Raw genomic sequence first — 17,461 nt, 5'->3', positions numbered from 1 at the left:
AGACCTAGGAACCCAGTGCTCACGATCTCCCACACCTCCCGTGCTGCCAGCCCGGAAGAGATGGATGACATCCAGACCGGTCTCAATGACCGCTACGGCGTCGTTCTCTCGTCCGGCGTCGAGTACCCGGGCAGGTACACGCGATGGGACATCGGGTTCATCGATCCGCCGCTCATGATCGAGGGGCGCGGGTTCGCGCTGCGCATGCGCTCGCTGAACGAGCGCGGGAACATCCCGCTGCGCGCATTCACCGACGCCTTCGAGCGCCTCGACGGCGTCAGCGTGCGAATGCTCGCCGACGGCGACGTCGAGATCGACGTCACCTCGCAGCGTGACGAGATCATCCCTGAGGAGCAGCGCACCCGCAGGCGGTCGAGCTTCAGCGTGCTGCGCGCCATCATCGAGACCATGCCGGACGACATCCCGCACCTCGGGCTCTACGGCTCGTTCGGCTACGACCTCGTCCGGCAGATCGAGGCCCTCGAGGCGCCGAACGGCGGAGACCAGCGCGACCTCGTCGTCTTCCTGCCCGACTCCGTGCTCGCCGTCGACAGACAGCGCGGCGATGCCACCAGGCACGACTTCGAGTTCTCTGACGGCACGACCTCGACCGAAGGGATGCCCCGCACCGAGGTGCTCAGCCCCTTCGTCTCGCCCGCAGCATCCGCCCAGTCGTCCCGCGATCACGAGCCGGGGGAGTACGCGGCCCTCGTCGAATCTGCCAAGGCCTCGTTCGCACGCGGCGACCTCTTCGAGGTCGTGCCAGGCCAGGCCTTCCGCCGTCCCGTGCGCACAAGCCCCGCCGATGTCTTCGCCTACCTGAAGCGCAACAACCCGGCCCCCTACGGAGCCCTCATGAACCTCGGCGGCCAGGAGTTCCTCGTGAGCGCCAGCCCGGAGATGTTCGTCCGGGTCGCCGGCAGCCGCGTCGAGACCGTGCCGATCTCGGGCACCATCGCCCGCGGGGCCGACGCGATCGAAGACGCCGACCGCATCCTCGAACTGCTCAACAGCGACAAGGACCGCTCCGAGCTCACGATGTGCACCGACGTCGACCGCAACGACAAGTCGCGCGTCTGCGAGCCAGGATCGATCAAGATCATCGGCAGGCGGCAGGTCGAGCTGTACTCGAAGGTCATCCACACGGTCGACCACGTCGAGGGCAGGCTGCGGCCCGAGTTCGACGGACTGGACGCGTTCGCCACGCACATGTGGGCGGTCACCGTCACCGGGGCCCCGAAGATCTGGGCCATGCGCTTCATCGACGAGCACGAACGCAGCCCCCGCACCTGGTACGGCGGCGCCATCGGCGTGCTCCTCGCCAACGGCGACGTCAACACGGGCCTCACGATCCGCACCGCGATGATCCGCGACGGCATCGCCGAGGTTCGCGCGGGAGGCACCCTCCTCATGGACTCCACCCCGGCAGCCGAAGAGCTCGAGACGGAGATGAAGGCGTCCGCGCTCCTCGAGGCGCTCGACGCCTCCGCCGAGAGCGCCGCCCCCGAGCCCGTCGCAGAGGTCGAGTCAGTGCGCTCCGGAGTCGGGCACCGCATCCTCTTCCTCGACCACGAGGACTCGTTCGTGCAGATGCTCGCCGGGTACATGCGGGAGACGGGCGCCGAGGTGCGCACGGTCCGCATCCCGAAGGGGGGCATCGAGCGCGCGGAGATGGCGCGCATCCTCGACGAGCAGCAGCCGTCGCTGGTCGTCATGTCGCCAGGGCCCGGCGCTCCGAGCGACTTCAGGTCCGCCGAGCTGCTCGACGAGATCGTCGACCGCTCGCTGCCGGTCTTCGGCGTGTGCCTCGGCCAGCAGGCCATCGGGGAGTACTTCGGCGCGTCCCTTGGGCAGCTCGGGTACCCGCTGCACGGCCAGGAACGCGAGGTCGTCGTCACCAACCCGGGCTTCCTGGACGCACTCCCCGAACGGTTCGTCACGGGCCGGTACCACTCGCTGCACATCGACCCCGCGACGATGCCCGAGAGCCTCGTGCTCGTCGCCTCCGATGACGACGGCATCCCGATGGCCATCCAGCACCGTGAGCTGCCGATCTTCGCCGTGCAGTTCCACCCGGAATCGCTCATGACCCTGCGCGATTCTGCCGGGAAGCGCATCATCGAAGCCGTCATGGAGCGCATCCCGGCCCGAGTCCCCGCCGCCTGAGGCGGATTCGGGGGCGGTGGCGACCTCCCGTCTCGCCGCCGCCGCCGTCTCGCCGCCGTCTCGCCGCCGCCGCCGTCTCGCCGCCGCCGCGCGGTGGCGTGAGCGGCGACGTTTCGCGCTCGCCCCTGCCGCCGACGTGTTTTCTGGGACCCAGAGGCTCCGGTCTGTCCAACATCAGTGCAGATCTCGGTGTTCTCGGTGTCTCACGCGCTCTGGCACCGGATATCGCACTCAAGATGGTCACGCGCGACGCCGCCGGGAACCGGAAGCCAGGTGCGCACCAGTCGCGAGGAGCGCGAGCAGTGCTCCCTCGACCTCTGGCCATCGGTGCATGATCTGCTCGTAGGTGAGTCGCAGCACCCGATAGCCGAGGGACTTCAGCACCAGGTCGCGTTCCCGGTCTGCCCGATACCGGTCTTCATCGGCGTGGAACGCGCGGGAATCGCACTCGATGACCAGGCGCTCCCCGACGACGAGGTCGACGAACCCGACCCCAGAGATCCACATCTGCGGTCTCGGTGTGAAGCCCCGGAGCTGGCACCAGAGACGCACGATGCTCTCAGTGCCGGACTGGCTGCTCCCGTCCACGAAATCGAGCTTCTTCCTGGCGTGCGCTGGCTGGCCATCCGCGAGTGCCATCAGTGAACTGTGGTCGATCTTGCCGAGTTGGATCGCCGAGTCCGCGACGATGACGAGGTCTCGGGTCGGCAGGCACGTGAGCGCGCAGCTCAGGGAGACGCTGACGCCGTCGACAGCGCGCAGGGCGAGGGCTTCGCCGCGCCCGCGGACGCTTCGGTGCCAGAGGATCGTCGGTTCGCCATGTCCGTTGCGTGAGCTCGTCACACCGCGGGCTCCCGTGGCGATTCTGGCGTGGAGATTCTCATCTGGCGGTGTCCAGACTCCGGAGACGCTGAGTGCACTCAGGCAGGTGAGGCGAGCGCCGAGTCGCACAGCTTGGATCGCCGGCTGAGAGGCTCCGGTGATCGCGTACCAGCCGGGTGCCGGGCGCTGCACTGAGCCGTCTCGGACAAGTGACTCGAGGGAGCGACGCGTATTGCCGCTCTCATTCCACTCCCGCCTCGAGAACACGCCTCCGGGTGGCGGAGTGAACGGCTGGGGTGGCAGCTTCTTCGGCATGACCCCACTGAACGACACCGGGCGCATCGTTGAGGTGACGGATGCAGTGCTTGTGGACAGCGGCCTCTCCTCAGACCAGCAGCGCAGAAGTCGATTGACCAACATCAGTGCGATTTCGACGCCATCTGGCGCTCAGGTCAGGGAATGCGGCCGTGGTGCACTGATGTTGGACAGCGGCAGCGGCAGCGGCAGCGGCAGTGGCAGTGGCGGTGGCGGTGGCGGTGGCGGTGTCGCAGGCGCGTGCCGCCGCCTCGGTTTCAGCGCCGGCCGCCCGCAGCGCGCGATTCGGCGTGACCGGAGCGATCCGCTCCGATCAGTGGAAGATGATCGTGCGCTGCCCGTCGAGGAGAACGCGGTGCTCCGAGAACCACTTCACGGCCTGCGTGAGGGTGCGAGATTCCTCGTCCTGGCCGATGGCCATGAGCTCCTGGGGCGCCCGCGTGTGGTCGACGCGCACGACGTTCTGTTCGATGATCGGCCCCTCGTCGAGGTCGCTGGTCACGAAGTGGGCGGTGGCTCCGATGAGCTTCACGCCGCGCGCGTGCGCCTGCCGGTAGGGGTTCGCGCCCTTGAAGCCGGGGAGGAACGAGTGGTGGATGTTGATGGCTCGGCCGGCGAGCTCCGCGCACAGCTCGGGGGAGAGGATCTGCATGTAGCGAGCGAGCACGACCAGCTCGATCTGCTGCTCCTCCACGACCTGCAGGATGCGCGCTTCGAATGCCGCCTTCTCGTCGGGTCCGGTGACGGGCAGGTACTCGAACGGCACCTCGTAGAACTCGGCGAGGCCCTTGAGGGCTTCGTTGTTGGCGAGCACAAGCGGCACGTCGATCTGCAGGTGGCCGGAGCGCTGGCGGAAGAGGAGGTCGTTGACGCAGTGACCGGCCTTGGTCGCGAGGACCAGGGTGCGGACGGGGCGGCCGGCGTTGTCGAGGGAGACCTCCGCGCTGAACCGCTCGGCGACGGGCTCGAGTCGCGCGAGGAGCTCCTCGCGGCTGGCATCGGTGCGCACGTCCACGCGCATGAAGAAGCGACCAGTGTCGATCGACGAGAACTGCTGGAGCTCCTCGATGTTGCCGGCGGAGTCGACGATGGCTCCCGTGACGGCGTGGACGATGCCTGGCTGGTCTGGGCAGTTGAGGGTGAGCACCCATCGAGTCGCTTCTGGAATCACGAGTTCAGGGTAGCCGTCTTGACGCCACCGTATAGAATCGGACGTGGTCGAGCGGATCGCTCGGCCCCCGGCGTGCCGGTATGCACGCAGTCGACTCCCTGACGAGGTTTCCCGCTCGTCCGGAGTGCGCCGTTCGGATCCTGCGAATGACTTCTCTCACTTCTTCTCCGCTGACGTCTGCCCCCAAGCTGCCGCTCGTCCCTCTCATCGCGCTCGCGTTCTCGACGTTCATCAGCGTCACGATCGAGATGCTCCCGACCGGGCTGCTCGAGCTCATGACGGTCGATCTGGGCGCGACTCGCGCGGAGATCGGCTGGCTGATGACGATCTTCGCGTTCACGGTCGTGTTGACGAGCACGCCGCTGACGGCACTCACGAAGCGTGTTCCGCGTCATGCCCTGCTGGTCGTCGTGCTCGCGGTGTTCGCGATCGGCTCGATCGCGTCGGCGTTCGCGCCCACCTATGAGTGGCTCGTCGTGACGCGTGTCATCACGGGCCTCGCGCACGGCGTGTTCTGGGCGGTCGTCGCCTCGTACATCTCGCTCATCGCACCGAGGGAGCTGCTCACGCGCGCTGTCTCGATCACGCTGGGCGGCGGGGCGATTGCCTACGTCCTCGGCGTTCCGATCGGCACGGCGCTGGGTCAGGCGTTCGGCTGGCGCTTCGCGTTCGGCTCGCTTGCGGTCATCACGCTGCTCGTCGCGGTGCTCCTCTGGTTCCTGCTGCCTCGGGTGAATCACCTCGACGACTCGTTCTCCACGCGGCCCATCGCGCTTCCGGATGACTCCGACGGGCCTGCGGTGCCGGTGAAGCGCATCCGCTTCGCGCAGCGTTCCCTGCTGACGGTGATCCTGCTGTGCGTCATCACGCTGATCACGATGACCGCCCAGTACGCGTTCTACTCGTACATCTCGCCGTACTCGCTCGACGTGATCGGCTTCCCGGTCGAGACGCTGAGCCTCGTGCTCTTCGCGTACGGCATCGCGTCTGCGGGTGGCACTGCGCTGGCCGGCGTGGTGTTCACGGCGCGGCCGCGGGTGGGGCTGGCGACGGGCTACCTCTTGATGCTCATCGCGGTGACCCTGTTGCTCTTCGCGCACGACACGACGGTCGCGCTCATCGCGTTGGTCATCTGGGGTCTCGGGATGGGCGTGCTGCCGCCGCTGCTGCAGTCCCGCATCCTGAACGCAGCCCCGTCTCGCCACCGCGACCTGTCGAGCGCCCTGTACACGTCTGGCTTCAACTTCGGCATCGGCTCGGGTGCGCTGGTCGGCGGTCTGCTGCTGGATGCGGCGGGGCTCGTGGCGCTGCCCGTGTTCTTCATCGCGATGGTCGGCTTGGGGCTTGTGAGCGCCCTGGTGCTCGACGCGGTGCTGGCTCGGCGCCCGCTCCAGCAGTCGAGCTGAGCTCGGTCGAGCTGAGGTCGTCGGCGACCCTCTGCAGTCCGTCGCGGACGGCGGCGATGGTCGGCGATGCGGCGCTCGCGGTGCGGATGGACGTGAAGATCTCGCGTCGTGGGACGCCCGTCAGCGGCAGGAAGCGCACGTTGGGGGCGGCGTGCGCCCAGGTGAGGTCGTTGAGGATGCCAACTGCGTGCCCGGTCTCGATGAAGCGCATCTGCGCCTGCAGGTCGGCGGTCTCGTAGCGGACGTCCGGCTCGAAGCCGGCGACGCGGCACTGCTGCTCGCCCCAGTGGCGCGACGCGGAGCCCTGCGGTTCCATGACCCAGGCGAGGTCTCTGGTGTCGGCGAGCGTGGTCACCGGGGAGTCGACGGGCACGGCGAGACGGAGGGCGTCGTCGGTGAGGAGGCGCTTGTCGAGGCCGGGGTGGTGCGGGGCGGCGTGGCCCGGGTACTGCTCCGCGACGACGACGTCGAAGTCGCCGGCGAAGGTGTCGAACAGCGCCGACTCCGGTTCGTGCTGCACCATCTCGATGCGGAGCCCTGGGTGCTCTTCGGCGAGCACGCGAAGCAGCGGTGGGATGAGGGTGAGCGCCGCGGATTGGAAGACGGCGAGGCGGACGGTGCCGACGGCGCTGGTGAAGGAGGCGAGCACTTCCTGCTCGGCGATCTCGAGGCGTTCGAGGATCTCAGCGGTGTGTCCGGCGAGGATCTCGGCCTGCTGGGTGAGCTGCACGCGGCGTCCGTGCTTGCGGAGGAGTTCGACGCCGAGCTCGGCCTCGAGTGCTGAGAGCTGCTGGGAGACGGCCGACGGAGAGAAGTTGAGGGCCTTGGCGACTTCGGCCAGGGTGCCGCGCAGCTGCACTTCGCGGAGGAGTCGGAGCTTGCGTACGTCGAGCATGATCAATCATCACACGTGCTGATGGAAACGCGTCAATTTCCTTCACTTTACCTAACGGAAGTCCGGTGCTGATACTGGGTCACATGACCGCCACCGTGACGCCTGTCTTCCCCGCAGATTCCCTCACCGACCTCGCGCCGGAGGCAGTCGCACTCGTGCGTCGCTGGCTCACGGAGGCCGCCGAGATCCCGGTGGATGCATCCGCCGCTCAGCTCGCCGGAGTGCTCAAGGACCCGCGGGGGCTCGACTTCACGGTCGGCTTCGTCGACGGCGTCGTACGCCCCGAGGATCTCAAGGTCGCCGCGCGCAAGCTCGGCTCGATCGCCGACGAGGTGCCCGGCTTCCTGCCCTGGTACATGAAGAGCGCCGTGCGCGTCGGAGGCGCCGTGGCGCCGATCCTCCCCGGGGTCGTCGTGCCGGTGGCCCGCAAGGTGCTCCGCGACATGGTCGGCCACCTCATCATCGACGCGACGGACGCGAAGCTGGGGCCGGCCATCGAGCAGATCCGGGGCAAGGGCGTGCGGCTCAACCTGAACCTGCTCGGCGAGGCCGTGCTGGGCAAGAAGGAGGCCGCCCGCCGCCTCGAGGGCACCACGAAGCTCCTCGCGCGCGACGACGTCGACTACGTCTCGATCAAGGTCTCCTCGACGACGGCACCGCACCAGCCGTGGGCGTTCGAGGAAGCCGTCACCGACGTCGTCGAGGAGCTCACGCCCCTGTACCGCCTCGCGGTCGAGAGCCCGAACCGCAAGTTCATCAACCTCGACATGGAGGAGTACAAGGATCTCGAGATGACCATGGCGGTCTTCACGCGCATCCTGGACGCCCCCGAGTTCCTGAGCCTCGAGGCCGGCATCGTGCTGCAGGCCTACCTGCCAGACGCGCTGTCGGCGATGATGCGCCTGCAGGAATGGTCGGCGGAGCGCGTCGCCCGCGGCGGCGCCCCCATCAAGGTGCGCCTCGTGAAGGGCGCGAACCTGCCGATGGAGCGTGTCGAGGCGTCCCTGCACGGCTGGCCCCTCGCGACCTGGGGGACGAAGCAGGACTCCGACACGAGCTACAAGCGCGTGATCGACTACGCCCTCACCCCGGAGCGGGTGAAGAACGTGCGCGTCGGCGTCGCGGGCCACAACCTCTTCGACGTCGCCTTCTCCTGGTTGCTCGCGAAGCGCCGGGGAGCGACGGACGGCATCGAGTACGAGATGCTCCTCGGCATGGCGCAGAGCCAGGCTGAGGTCGTCAAGCGCGAGGTCGGCGGGCTCCTCCTCTACGTGCCGGTCGTGCACCCGCAGGAGTTCGACGTGGCTATCGCGTATCTCATCCGTCGTCTCGAGGAGGGGGCGAGCCAGGACAACTTCATGTCGGCGGTATTCGAGCTGGCCGACAACGAGGAGCTGTTCGAGCGCGAGTCGCAGCGGTTCGTCGCCTCCCTCGATGCGCTCGACCGCGTCGTCCCTCCCAGCAACCGAGTGCAGGACCGCACTGCCGAGCCGGTGGCGCTGCCAGCCGACCGCTTCGAGGAGACGCCGGACACGGATCCGTCGCTCCCCGTGAACCAGGCCTGGGCGCGCGGCATCCGCGAGCGTGCGCAGGCTTCGACCCTCGGCGCGGAGACGATCGACGCCAACACGGTCGGCACGCTCGGCGAACTGGATGCACGGGTCACGCGTGCCGTCGCGGGCAGCCAGTCGTGGGGTGCGCTGTCCGGCGCGGAACGCGCGGAGGTGCTGCACCGGGCTGGTGACGCGCTGGAGCGTCGACGCGCGGACCTCATGGAGGTGGCTGCGTCGGAGGCCGGGAAGACGCTCGACCAGTCGGACCCGGAGATCTCGGAGGCGATCGACTTCGCCCATTACTACGCGGAACTCGCGCGCGGTCTCGACGCCGTCGACGGTGCGTCGTTCGTGCCGTCGAAGGTCATCGTCGTGACGCCGCCCTGGAACTTCCCCATCGCGATTCCAGCGGGGTCGACGCTCGCCGCGCTCGCGGCCGGCGCGTCCGTCATCATCAAGCCCGCGCGGCCAGCTGCGCGCTGCGGCGCCGTCATGGTCGAGGCGCTCTGGGAGGCGGGGGTGCCGCGTGAGGTGCTGCAGTACGTGCAGTTCTCGGACCGTGAGCTCGGCAGTGAGCTCATCAAGAACCCCTCGGTCGATCGCGTCATCCTGACGGGCGGCATCGAGACCGCTGAGCTGTTCCGTTCGTTCCGCCCCGAGCTGCCGCTGCTCGCGGAGACGAGTGGCAAGAACGCCATCATCGTCACGCCGAGTGCCGATTACGACCTGGCTGCGAAGGACGTCGTCGCCTCGGCATTCGGTCACGCCGGCCAGAAGTGCTCCGCATCGTCGCTCGTGGTGCTCGTCGGGCAGGCGCAGCGTTCGCGCCGCTTCCGCGAGCAGCTCCTCGACGCGGTGCGCTCCCTCACGGTCGGCTATCCGTGGGATGCCGCATCGCAGATGGGGCCGATCATCACGCCAGCCTCCGGGAAGCTGCTCGACGGACTCACGAATCTCGGGGCGGGGGAACGGTGGGCGGTGGAGCCGAAGCAGCTCGACGACAACGGCAAGCTCTGGAGCCCTGGAGTGCGGGTGGGCGTGGAGCGCGGTTCCGAGTTCCACCTCGTCGAGTACTTCGGCCCGATCCTCGGCATCATGACGGCCGACACGCTCGAGGAGGCCATCGAGATCGTCAACGAGGTCGACTACGGACTGACCTCGGGCATCCACTCGCTCGACCGCGGCGAGGTCTCGCAGTGGCTCGACACCATCCAGGCGGGCAACCTCTACGTCAACCGCGGCATCACGGGCGCCATCGTGCAGCGTCAGCCGTTCGGCGGCTGGAAGAAGTCGGTCGTGGGATGCACGACCAAGGCGGGCGGACCGAACTACCTCGTCGGTCTCGGCACGTGGCAGCGGTCGGCCTCCGCCCTCTCGGCTCCCATCGTCGACGCCGGCGCGCAGTCGCTGCTCGACGCGGCGAAGGCGGTCGCGAAGGCGCACCCCTCTGCGCTCTCCGACGCCGACACGGTGATGCTCGAGCGTGCGCTCGGCAGCGACGCCCGCGCCTGGGCTGAGGAGTTCGGACGTGACCGCGACGTGCAGGCGCTGTATGCGGAGCGAAACGTGTTCCGCTACCTGACGTTCCCCGGCGAGATCGTCGTCCGGCTCTCCGAGGATGCCCGGGTCGCGGATCTCCTTCGGGTGATCTCGGCGGGTCTCGTCGCGAGTGCTCGTCTGCGCGTGTCGACGGGTGTTGCCCTGCCGTCCTCGGCGAAGGCCGCCCTCGCCGGCGCCGGCGTGCCGATGCGAACCGAGAGCGATGCTGAGTTCCTCGGCTCGGCTGGCTCGCTGCATGCCGGGCGCATGCGCATGATCGGCGGCGATCCCGTGGCGCTTGCACGAGCCGTGGATGGCCGTGTCGACCTCGCCATCTATTCGGGAGAGGTGACCGAGGCCGGCCGCGTGGAGCTGCTGCCGTTCCTGCGAGAGCAGGCTGTCTCGATTACCGCGCACCGTTTCGGAACGCCGAATGGGCTCACGGAGGGGCTTCTCTCGCGCTGAACTGACGTCGCTGAATTCGCCTCCAGTTCGACCGTCGGGTAATTCTCGGTATCCTGGCGTGAAGTTCGGGCGGTTGTTTTCGGGGGTATTCGGTGCTTGAGAGTTCGAGGCAGGATCTCAGTGCTTGGATCGCGAGGATCGCGCACACGGGGGAGCCGTTCGCGCATTTCTCGACGGATGATCTCGTTTCCGGCGCATTCCGAGAATTCCACGGGGAATCCGGGATTGCCGAATTCTTCGGCCTCTCCAAGCCGGTGAATTCGTCCGCTGCCGCAGCGTTCCACGCATACACTCTCGAAGCCTTCGTTGGTTCGGTGCATCTCTACGGAACGCTGCGCACGAGCTCCGGCGTCGAGCGCGGCGGGGAGGACTTCACTCGGGATGCGCACGAGAAGCTCATCGCGATCGGCATGCTGCGGGGTTCGCTGAAGTACCGGAATGGGAAGCACACGGGCGTGCTGGGGCCGGGGGACGTGCTTGTCGTCAACTCGACGCATCCGCTCGTCACCGCGAGCATCGGCGTGGTCGAGACGCTCGGCATGGCAGTTCCCATCGACGACATCTCGAAGGACTCGCGGGTCACGGGCGGCCAGTGGCCGGTGCGTCTGCCCGAGAGTGCGCTCACGTCCGCCTTCCTGGCGTTCGTCGGTCGCTACCTCGTCGAGGACGCCACCGCGGAGGGCAGCGGGCAGGTGTCGTCGGGGCTCGCCGAGCCGGTGCTCTACGACCTGCTCCGTTCCGCCCTCTTGCAGGTCGTGCCGGCGACGATGACTCCGGCCCAGCAGTCGCTGCGCCTGCAGGTCGCCGTGCACGACCTCATCGAGAAGTACCACGTGCTGCAGGGCTTCGATGCGGACAGCATCGCGCGAGCGCTGCACATCAGCCGCCGCAAGCTGTACCGCGACCTCGCGGAGCACGGCGAGGGTGTCGCCGGGCTCATCGCCGCGCGCAGAGTGAGATCTGCCGCCGCGATCCTCCTCGAGCAGCCGGCCATGCCACTCAGCGAGGTGTCGGCTGCGGCGGGATTCGGGGACGCGACAACGATGCGGCGGCATTTTCTCTCCAAACTCGGCGTGACACCCGCCGACTACCGCAGAGAGAACGTCTGACCGCGTAGCCTCATCCCTGCGACTCCCGCACGCACGGCGGCTCTTCGTCGAATGCGGAGAACCGCGATCAAGGATTCCCCGCCGCCGATCAAAGGACGCCTCGTGGCTTCGTCGATTCACCGCCCCGCGCTGGTCACCGCCAAGATCGGGCTCGGTCTGCTCGCCTTCTCCTCCATCGTGTCGGAGATAGCGACGATCGTGGAACGCGGAACCTGGGTGCCGGATCAGTTCTTCGCGTACTTCACGATCGAGACGAACATCCTCGTTGTCCTCTCGCTGCTGATCAGCGGAGTCGCGACCGCCGCGAATGCGCAGGGCGCGCGGATCAACGCCTTCCGTGCGGCAGTGGCGGTCTACATCCTCATCGTCGGCATCGGGTTCTCCCTGCTGCTCTCCGGCCTGAGCGACGTCGACTTCACGGCCGTGCCGTGGAACAACACCGTGCTGCATTACGTCATGCCCGTCGTCATGCTGATCGATCTCCTCATCGACCGGCCGACCAAGCGCATCCGCTTCGCGCCCGCGCTCATCTGGCTCATCTTCCCCGCCGGATATGCGGCCTTCTCCCTCATCCGCGGCAACCTCACCGGTTGGTACCCCTACCCGTTCCTGAACCCGACGAACCAGGGCTACGCGCCCGTCGTGCTGACCATCATCGGCCTCGTCGCACTCGGCCTGGCGTTGACCTGGCTCGTGACACTGCTCTCGCGGAGGCCAGCCAAGTCGCGGTAGACTTATCGCGGCCGCGACTGGCGTTCAGGTGGGTCACCACCAGGGAGCGGCTCTTCGGGTTCTCGAGCCGTTCGCCTGGGCTCGCCGGTTCACGACCACATGTTCGCCGTGCCATCCGGTTTCCTGAAGGAGTCTTCGTGACCGATACGTTCAACGCCCCTCTTGATGCATTCAACGCGCCGCTGAGTGAAGTAGACCCTGAGATCGCTGCGGTTCTCGAGCAGGAGCTCGACCGCCAGCGCTCCACGCTCGAGATGATCGCCAGCGAGAACTTCGTTCCGCGCGCTGTCCTCGAGGCAACGGGCAGCGTTCTCACCAACAAGTACGCCGAGGGCTACCCCGGCCGTCGCTACTACGGCGGCTGCGAAGTCGTCGACGTGGCTGAGAACCTCGCCATCGAGCGCGCGAAGTCGCTGTTCGGCGCGGCTTTCGCGAACGTGCAGCCGCACTCCGGCGCGACGGCCAACGCCGCCGTCATGCACGCCCTCGCCCGTCCCGGCGACACGCTGCTCGGCCTGTCGCTCGACCACGGCGGACACCTCACGCACGGCATGAAGATCAACTTCTCCGGCCGCCTCTACAACATCGTCGCGTACGGCGTCGACGCCGAGACCTCGCAGATCGACATGGAGCAGGTGCGCGAGCTCGCACTCGAGCACAAGCCCAAGGTCATCGTCGCCGGTTGGTCGGCGTACCCCCGTCAGCTCGACTTCGCGAAGTTCCGCGCGATCGCCGACGAGGTCGGCGCCTACCTGTGGGTCGACATGGCGCACTTCGCCGGACTCGTCGCCGCTGGCCTGCACCCGAACCCGGTGCCCCACGCGCACGTCACGTCCAGCACGGTGCACAAGACCATCGGCGGGCCGCGCTCCGGCTTCATCCTGACGAACGACGCCGACCTGGCCAAGAAGATCAACACCGCCGTCTTCCCCGGCCAGCAGGGTGGCCCGCTCATGCACGTCATCGCCGGCAAGGCGACCGCGTTCAAGCTCGCCGCGAGCGACGACTTCAAGGACCGCCAGGAGCGCACGCTGCGCGGCGCGAAGATCGTCGCCGACCGCCTCCAGCAGGCAGACGTGGCCGAGGCCGGCATCTCGGTCCGCTCGGGTGGAACCGACGTGCACCTCATCCTCGTCGACCTCCGCAACGCTGAGATCGATGGCAAGCAGGCCGAGGACCTCCTGCACGAGGTCGGCGTCACCGTCAACCGCAACGCGGTCCCCAACGACCCGCGCCCGCCGCTGGTCACGTCGGGTCTGCGGATCGGCACGCCCGCTCTCGCGACGCGCGGCTTCGGCGACGCCGAGTTCACCGAGGTCGCCGACGTCATCGCCCTGGCGCTCCTCCCCGACGCCGACGTGCCGGCTCTCCGCGCCCGCACCAAGGCGCTCGCCGACGCGTTCCCGCTCTACCCGGGCCTCGGCGAAGCATGACGGCTGCCTCCCTCGACGGCAAGAAGGCCGCGGCCGAGATCAAGGCCGAGCTGCGGGAGCGCGTAGCCGCGCTCGCGGGGCGAGGCGTCGTCCCCGGACTCGGCACGATCCTCGTCGGAGAAGACCCCGGGTCGAAGTGGTACGTCGCGGGCAAGCACCGCGACTGCGCTGAGGTCGGCATCGAGTCGATTCGCGTCGACCTCCCGACCGAGACCACGCAGGAGGAGCTCGAAGCGGAGATCGACCGCCTCAACGCCGATCCCGCGTGCACGGGCTACATCGTGCAGCTGCCGCTGCCGAAGCACATCGATCAGGACCGCGTCATCGAGCGCATCGACCCGTCGAAGGACGCGGACGGGCTGCATCCCACCAACCTGGGACGTCTGGTGCTGAACGCCAACGACCCGATCACGACGCCGCTGCCCTGCACGCCTCGCGGCGTGATCGAGCTGCTCCGCCGCAACGACATCTCGCTCAACGGCAAGCACGTGCTCGTCATCGGCCGTGGCGTGACGGTCGGCCGCTCGATCGGTCCGCTCCTCACACGACGCGAGAACAACGCGACGGTCACGCTCACCCACACGGGCACGCCCGACATCGGCGTGCTGGCACGTGAGGCTGACGTCATCGTGTCGGCTGCCGGTGTCGCCGGCATCGTGCGCCCCGAGTGGGTCAAGCCGGGCGCCGCTGTCCTCGACGTCGGCGTCAGCCGCATCGAAGACCCGGAGACGGGCAAGTCCAGAGTCGCGGGCGACGTCGACCCGGGAGTCTGGGACGTGGCCGCCTGGGTATCGCCGAACCCCGGCGGTGTCGGCCCCATGACGCGGGCGCTGCTCCTCGAGAACGTCGTCGAGCAGGCCGAGCGCCTGAACCCGGCGGTCTAACAACCGGGTTCGTGCCAAGGGTGCGGGCAGTTCATCGAACTGCCCGCACCCTTTTGCGTATCAGCTTCTCCGCAACCCGCAGTCCGCCGCCACGAGCCACCAGCAGGCGAGCGTGTGCGCCAACTGGACCAAGTCAGTCGCGACCTGAGGCTCAGCCGTGCGGCTGAGACTGGCGCTGCGCAGCGAACGAGGCGACCAGCTGCTCGACGCGATCCGCAATGATGTCGCCACCGAACTCGGGGGGCGATGCGATGGTGCCGTCGGCCGCGAGCAGGATCGCCGCGGGGGTCGCGTGAGCTTCGAAGAACTCCGTGGCGGCCTTCGCGCCGAAGTAGGTGTGGGGCAGCGCGCTCGGGTAGCTCTTCTTGACGGATGCGCGGCTCGACGAGGTGGCGACGATGATCTGCGCGTCGTCGCCCAGCCGCCGCGACCAGTCGCCGACTTGGCTGAGCACGGGTCCGCAGGAACCGCAGCCGACGCGGGCGAAGATGAGGATCGTCGTCTTCTGGGGAACGACGACGAGGTTGTAGAGCAGTTCCGGCGCCCCGTCCCCGGAGACGAGTTCAAGGGTGTGGGGGATGGCATCCCGAGCGGCTGGGTCGGAGATGAGGTCGGGACCCTCGACGAGTTCGAAGTCCTGACCAGCCGTCGCGTCGTGAGTCGTCGTCGGCGCGGAGACGGGAGGCTTCACGATGCCGGCGACGATGCCGACGAGTGCGACGGTCGTGGTCGCGGCGAGCCACAGCCAGTCGTCGACCGAGAAGAGCGCAAGCTGGGTCGGGACTCCGAGCGCCATGCCCGGGAGGAATATCGCGAGGAGCGCTGCGAGCGTGAGACCCGCGTTCCGCCAGATGGTGATCTGGCTGACCGGCTCGGTGCTGAGCGCCCCGAAGCAGTTGCAGTCGACTGCCTGTCGCTTGGAGACGCTGCGTGCCACCACGACCAGGTAGGTCGCCATGAGGGCGGCGGCGAGGGTGGCCGCGATCAGGTAGGCCGGTCCGCTCAGGAGCAGCAGCGCGGCTCCCAGGATGATCTCGCCCACCGGCAGTGCGACTGCGGCCCACGGCTTCCGGAGCGGGGCGGGGACGCCGAACGCGGCCAACGACTGCAGGGTGCGGGAGCGCTGGGGGAGCTTCAGCGCGCCGCTGGCGATGAGGACGCAGGCGATCAGCGCGGGAAAGATCACGAAGGTGGGAAGCACTCGTTCATTATCGCCCTTGGGCGGCGCGTCGTCTCGCTGAGCTTGACCGGTGGCGCGGGGCCGTCGAAGATCGACGCATGCGCCTGAATTCCCTCGATGTGGTGCGCGGCTTCGCGATCTTCGCCATGATCATCGCCCACACGGTCGTGTTCCTGGACGACCGCGAACCGCGCGCGCTGCAGGTGCTCTTCCAGTTCCTGAACGACGCCGCGTCACCCCTGTTCGCGCTGGTCATCGGCGTGACGGCCGGCTATCAGCTGCGGGATGCGGCGCGGTGGGATTCCCGACGGAAGAGCTTCTTCGCGCTCTCGTGGGTCATCAAGGCGATCGTGCTCATCTTCGTGGGACTGCTGCTGAGCATCAACTTCTCTGGCGTGCTCATCGTCTTGGATTTCCTGGGCATCATGATGCTCGTGGCCACGCCGTTCCTTTTCCTGCCGGCGGCCTGGTCGGCCGGGGCGGCGCTGCTCTTCCTCGCGCTGGCGCCCATCGTGAACGAGGCAGCCCGGGCCTGGGCGCTGACGTCCGCGTTCTCGCCGTCGTCGATGTTCGACCCAACCGCCCTCCTGCTCGACTGGACGGTCCTCGGATCCGCGTACCGCCTGACGAACCTGCTGCCTTTGCTGCTGATCGGGTTCCTCCTGGCCCGCTGGCAGCTCGGCAACCGGAGCCGAACGGCGTGGGCGTTCGGCGGGGGAGCGGTGCTCCTCGGGGTGTCGCTGTTCGCGCGGCGGTGGGAGGAGATGGCGACCGGTGTCACCCAGTCGGGGTCCTACGGCGACGAGGCGCGGGATCTCGGGCTCGCGCTGCTCGCGTACGCGGGCATCCAGCTGCTCGGGGACTTCTCTGGCGAGCGGATGCGCACCTGGTTCGCCCGGCTGACAAGGCCGCTGGCCGACATGGGCACCATGGCGTTCACCGTCTACTGCCTGCATGTGCTCATCCTCACGGCGATCTGGTCGCAGCTGCTCCTCGGGGAAGAGAACTGGCTCGCGGGCCCCGGTCTCGTCTACCGGCAGCCGCAGGGCCTGCTCACGATGGTCGCCATCATGGTCGTGTGCCTGCTGTTCGCGACCCTCTGGCGCCGGTACCTCGGGGTCGGCCCGCTCGAGCGGGCCATCGGAGTGCTCTCGCTCAGGCATCCCCCGGGAACATTGCTTGCAGGTCCTCCCGCCGCGACCAGGCGAGTCGAACCAGCTCTTCGAGCACCTCAAGATTGAGCGACGAGAACCGCCCCACCCAGATGCAGTCCTTGCCGAGCCTCGCCTTGCCGAGCTGCTCGAGGAGTCCCTCTGGGGCCCACATCTGGAGCCCGTAGATCGACATCGAGGCTTTGCGCGGGGCGAATCCGAGGATCATCGCCTCGCCGGAATGGCCGCTCTCGTACGTGTAGCGATAGCGGCCGTAGCCGATCATCGTGGGACCCCACACGACGGCCTCCTCGCCCGTGACCCGATCCATGATCTCCTTCAGGATGCGCGCGTCCTCGCGTCGCCCCGCGGGCTCTGCCTGATCGATGAGGAGATCGGGTGAGACGTCGGACGGCTTCGTCTTCGTATCTGCCATGACGAGAGTATGACCCCGGCCGCCGACAAATGGGGGCCGCCTGAGCAGAGGCGAGGTCTCGATTCGCGATAGGATTCCCCACGGTCGCCGCACGCCAGGCGACTGTGGGGCCTGTAGCTCAGTTGGCAGAGCATCGGACTTTTAATCCGCGGGTCGTGGGTTCGAGCCCCACCGGGCCCACCCTTCTCCCTGCTGGTCAGCAGT

13 protein-coding genes, 1 tRNA gene and 1 riboswitch are annotated in these 17,461 nt (G+C 68.1%); of the genes, 9 read left to right on the top strand and 5 right to left on the bottom strand.

Features of this window, described 5'->3' with window-relative positions; genetic code table 11:
• The first annotated feature begins 15 nt into the window (after positions 1 to 15).
• Positions 16 to 2,166: an anthranilate synthase component I gene (locus ITJ61_RS07565; protein WP_323744314.1), complete on the top strand. Its 2,151-nt coding sequence runs from the start codon at positions 16 to 18 to the stop codon at positions 2,164 to 2,166.
• 240 nt (positions 2,167 to 2,406) lie between these two features.
• Here ITJ61_RS07565 and ITJ61_RS07560 read toward each other — a convergent pair whose 3' ends face one another.
• Positions 2,407 to 3,303, bottom strand: a complete 897-nt coding sequence (locus ITJ61_RS07560; protein WP_181065011.1) for a DUF559 domain-containing protein — start codon at positions 3,301 to 3,303, stop codon at positions 2,407 to 2,409.
• A gap of 313 nt (positions 3,304 to 3,616) precedes the next feature.
• Complete coding sequence (gene purU, locus ITJ61_RS07555) at positions 3,617 to 4,474, bottom strand: formyltetrahydrofolate deformylase (protein ID WP_374953203.1); 858 nt, start codon at positions 4,472 to 4,474, stop codon at positions 3,617 to 3,619.
• A 146-nt stretch (positions 4,475 to 4,620) separates the two neighbouring features.
• Here purU and ITJ61_RS07550 point away from each other — a divergent pair, with 146 nt between their 5' ends.
• Positions 4,621 to 5,880: an MFS transporter gene (locus ITJ61_RS07550; protein WP_194685895.1), complete on the top strand. Its 1,260-nt coding sequence runs from the start codon at positions 4,621 to 4,623 to the stop codon at positions 5,878 to 5,880.
• Here the strand turns inward: ITJ61_RS07550 and ITJ61_RS07545 are convergent.
• Positions 5,795 to 6,775 carry a LysR family transcriptional regulator gene (locus ITJ61_RS07545; protein ID WP_104307303.1) on the bottom strand — a complete coding sequence of 327 codons (981 nt, stop codon included), beginning with the start codon at positions 6,773 to 6,775 and terminating at the stop codon, positions 5,795 to 5,797. The genes ITJ61_RS07550 and ITJ61_RS07545 overlap by 86 nt on opposite strands.
• 83 nt (positions 6,776 to 6,858) lie before the next feature.
• Here ITJ61_RS07545 and ITJ61_RS07540 point away from each other — a divergent pair, with 83 nt between their 5' ends.
• The 5 genes from ITJ61_RS07540 to ITJ61_RS07520 all read left to right on the top strand — a co-directional run bounded on the left by ITJ61_RS07540 (position 6,859) and on the right by ITJ61_RS07520 (position 14,490).
• Positions 6,859 to 10,332 (top strand): proline dehydrogenase family protein, encoded by a 3,474-nt coding sequence (locus ITJ61_RS07540; RefSeq protein WP_194685894.1) that lies wholly within the window; start codon positions 6,859 to 6,861, stop codon positions 10,330 to 10,332.
• 314 nt (positions 10,333 to 10,646) lie between these two features.
• Positions 10,647 to 11,441 carry an AraC family transcriptional regulator gene (locus ITJ61_RS20250; protein ID WP_146081055.1) on the top strand — a complete coding sequence of 265 codons (795 nt, stop codon included), beginning with the start codon at positions 10,647 to 10,649 and terminating at the stop codon, positions 11,439 to 11,441.
• Between the two features lie 102 nt (positions 11,442 to 11,543).
• Entirely contained in the window at positions 11,544 to 12,173 is a 630-nt protein-coding gene (locus tag ITJ61_RS07530) for a Pr6Pr family membrane protein (protein ID WP_104242558.1), read from the top strand.
• Positions 12,174 to 12,176: 3 nt separating this feature from the next.
• A riboswitch (ZMP/ZTP riboswitch) is annotated at positions 12,177 to 12,261 on the top strand.
• A gap of 49 nt (positions 12,262 to 12,310) precedes the next feature.
• Entirely contained in the window at positions 12,311 to 13,606 is a 1,296-nt protein-coding gene (gene glyA / locus ITJ61_RS07525; protein WP_104242556.1) for a serine hydroxymethyltransferase, read from the top strand.
• Positions 13,603 to 14,490 (top strand): bifunctional methylenetetrahydrofolate dehydrogenase/methenyltetrahydrofolate cyclohydrolase, encoded by an 888-nt coding sequence (locus ITJ61_RS07520; RefSeq protein WP_104242554.1) that lies wholly within the window; start codon positions 13,603 to 13,605, stop codon positions 14,488 to 14,490. The genes glyA and ITJ61_RS07520 overlap by 4 nt, the downstream gene beginning before the upstream one ends.
• 151 nt (positions 14,491 to 14,641) lie before the next feature.
• Here the strand turns inward: ITJ61_RS07520 and ITJ61_RS07515 are convergent, their stop codons facing one another.
• Positions 14,642 to 15,691: a MauE/DoxX family redox-associated membrane protein gene (locus ITJ61_RS07515; protein ID WP_194685893.1), complete on the bottom strand. Its 1,050-nt coding sequence runs from the start codon at positions 15,689 to 15,691 to the stop codon at positions 14,642 to 14,644.
• Positions 15,692 to 15,768: 77 nt separating this feature from the next.
• Here ITJ61_RS07515 and ITJ61_RS07510 point away from each other — a divergent pair, with 77 nt between their 5' ends.
• Positions 15,769 to 16,911: an acyltransferase family protein gene (locus tag ITJ61_RS07510; RefSeq protein ID WP_194685892.1), complete on the top strand. Its 1,143-nt coding sequence runs from the start codon at positions 15,769 to 15,771 to the stop codon at positions 16,909 to 16,911.
• Here the strand turns inward: ITJ61_RS07510 and ITJ61_RS07505 are convergent.
• Positions 16,826 to 17,257: a DUF1801 domain-containing protein gene (locus tag ITJ61_RS07505; protein ID WP_194685891.1), complete on the bottom strand. Its 432-nt coding sequence runs from the start codon at positions 17,255 to 17,257 to the stop codon at positions 16,826 to 16,828. The two genes, ITJ61_RS07510 and ITJ61_RS07505, sit on opposite strands and share 86 nt — an antisense overlap.
• A 107-nt stretch (positions 17,258 to 17,364) precedes the next feature.
• Between ITJ61_RS07505 and ITJ61_RS07500 the strand changes: the two genes are divergently transcribed.
• Positions 17,365 to 17,437: transfer RNA gene (locus tag ITJ61_RS07500), tRNA-Lys, on the top strand.
• Positions 17,438 to 17,461 lie beyond the last annotated feature (24 nt).

Origin of the sequence: Pseudoclavibacter sp. VKM Ac-2888 (assembly GCF_015351285.1) — a bacterium.
GTDB lineage: Bacteria > Actinomycetota > Actinomycetes > Actinomycetales > Microbacteriaceae > Pseudoclavibacter.
Note: the sequence above shows the minus strand (reverse complement) of the source record. Positions and strands in the feature narration are given on the sequence as shown.

What these genes read in the sequence shown, in the direction of transcription:
- ITJ61_RS07560 (WP_181065011.1), bottom strand. Translation starts at nt 3,303, where the DNA reads ATGCCGAAGAAGCTGCCACCCCAGCCGTTCACTCCGCCACCCGGAGGC.
- ITJ61_RS07550 (WP_194685895.1), top strand. Translation starts at nt 4,621, where the DNA reads ATGACTTCTCTCACTTCTTCTCCGCTGACGTCTGCCCCCAAGCTGCCG.
- ITJ61_RS07545 (WP_104307303.1), bottom strand. Translation starts at nt 6,775, where the DNA reads ATGCTCGACGTACGCAAGCTCCGACTCCTCCGCGAAGTGCAGCTGCGC.
- ITJ61_RS07540 (WP_194685894.1), top strand. Translation starts at nt 6,859, where the DNA reads ATGACCGCCACCGTGACGCCTGTCTTCCCCGCAGATTCCCTCACCGAC.
- ITJ61_RS07520 (WP_104242554.1), top strand. Translation starts at nt 13,603, where the DNA reads ATGACGGCTGCCTCCCTCGACGGCAAGAAGGCCGCGGCCGAGATCAAG.
- ITJ61_RS07510 (WP_194685892.1), top strand. Translation starts at nt 15,769, where the DNA reads ATGCGCCTGAATTCCCTCGATGTGGTGCGCGGCTTCGCGATCTTCGCC.
- ITJ61_RS07505 (WP_194685891.1), bottom strand. Translation starts at nt 17,257, where the DNA reads ATGGCAGATACGAAGACGAAGCCGTCCGACGTCTCACCCGATCTCCTC.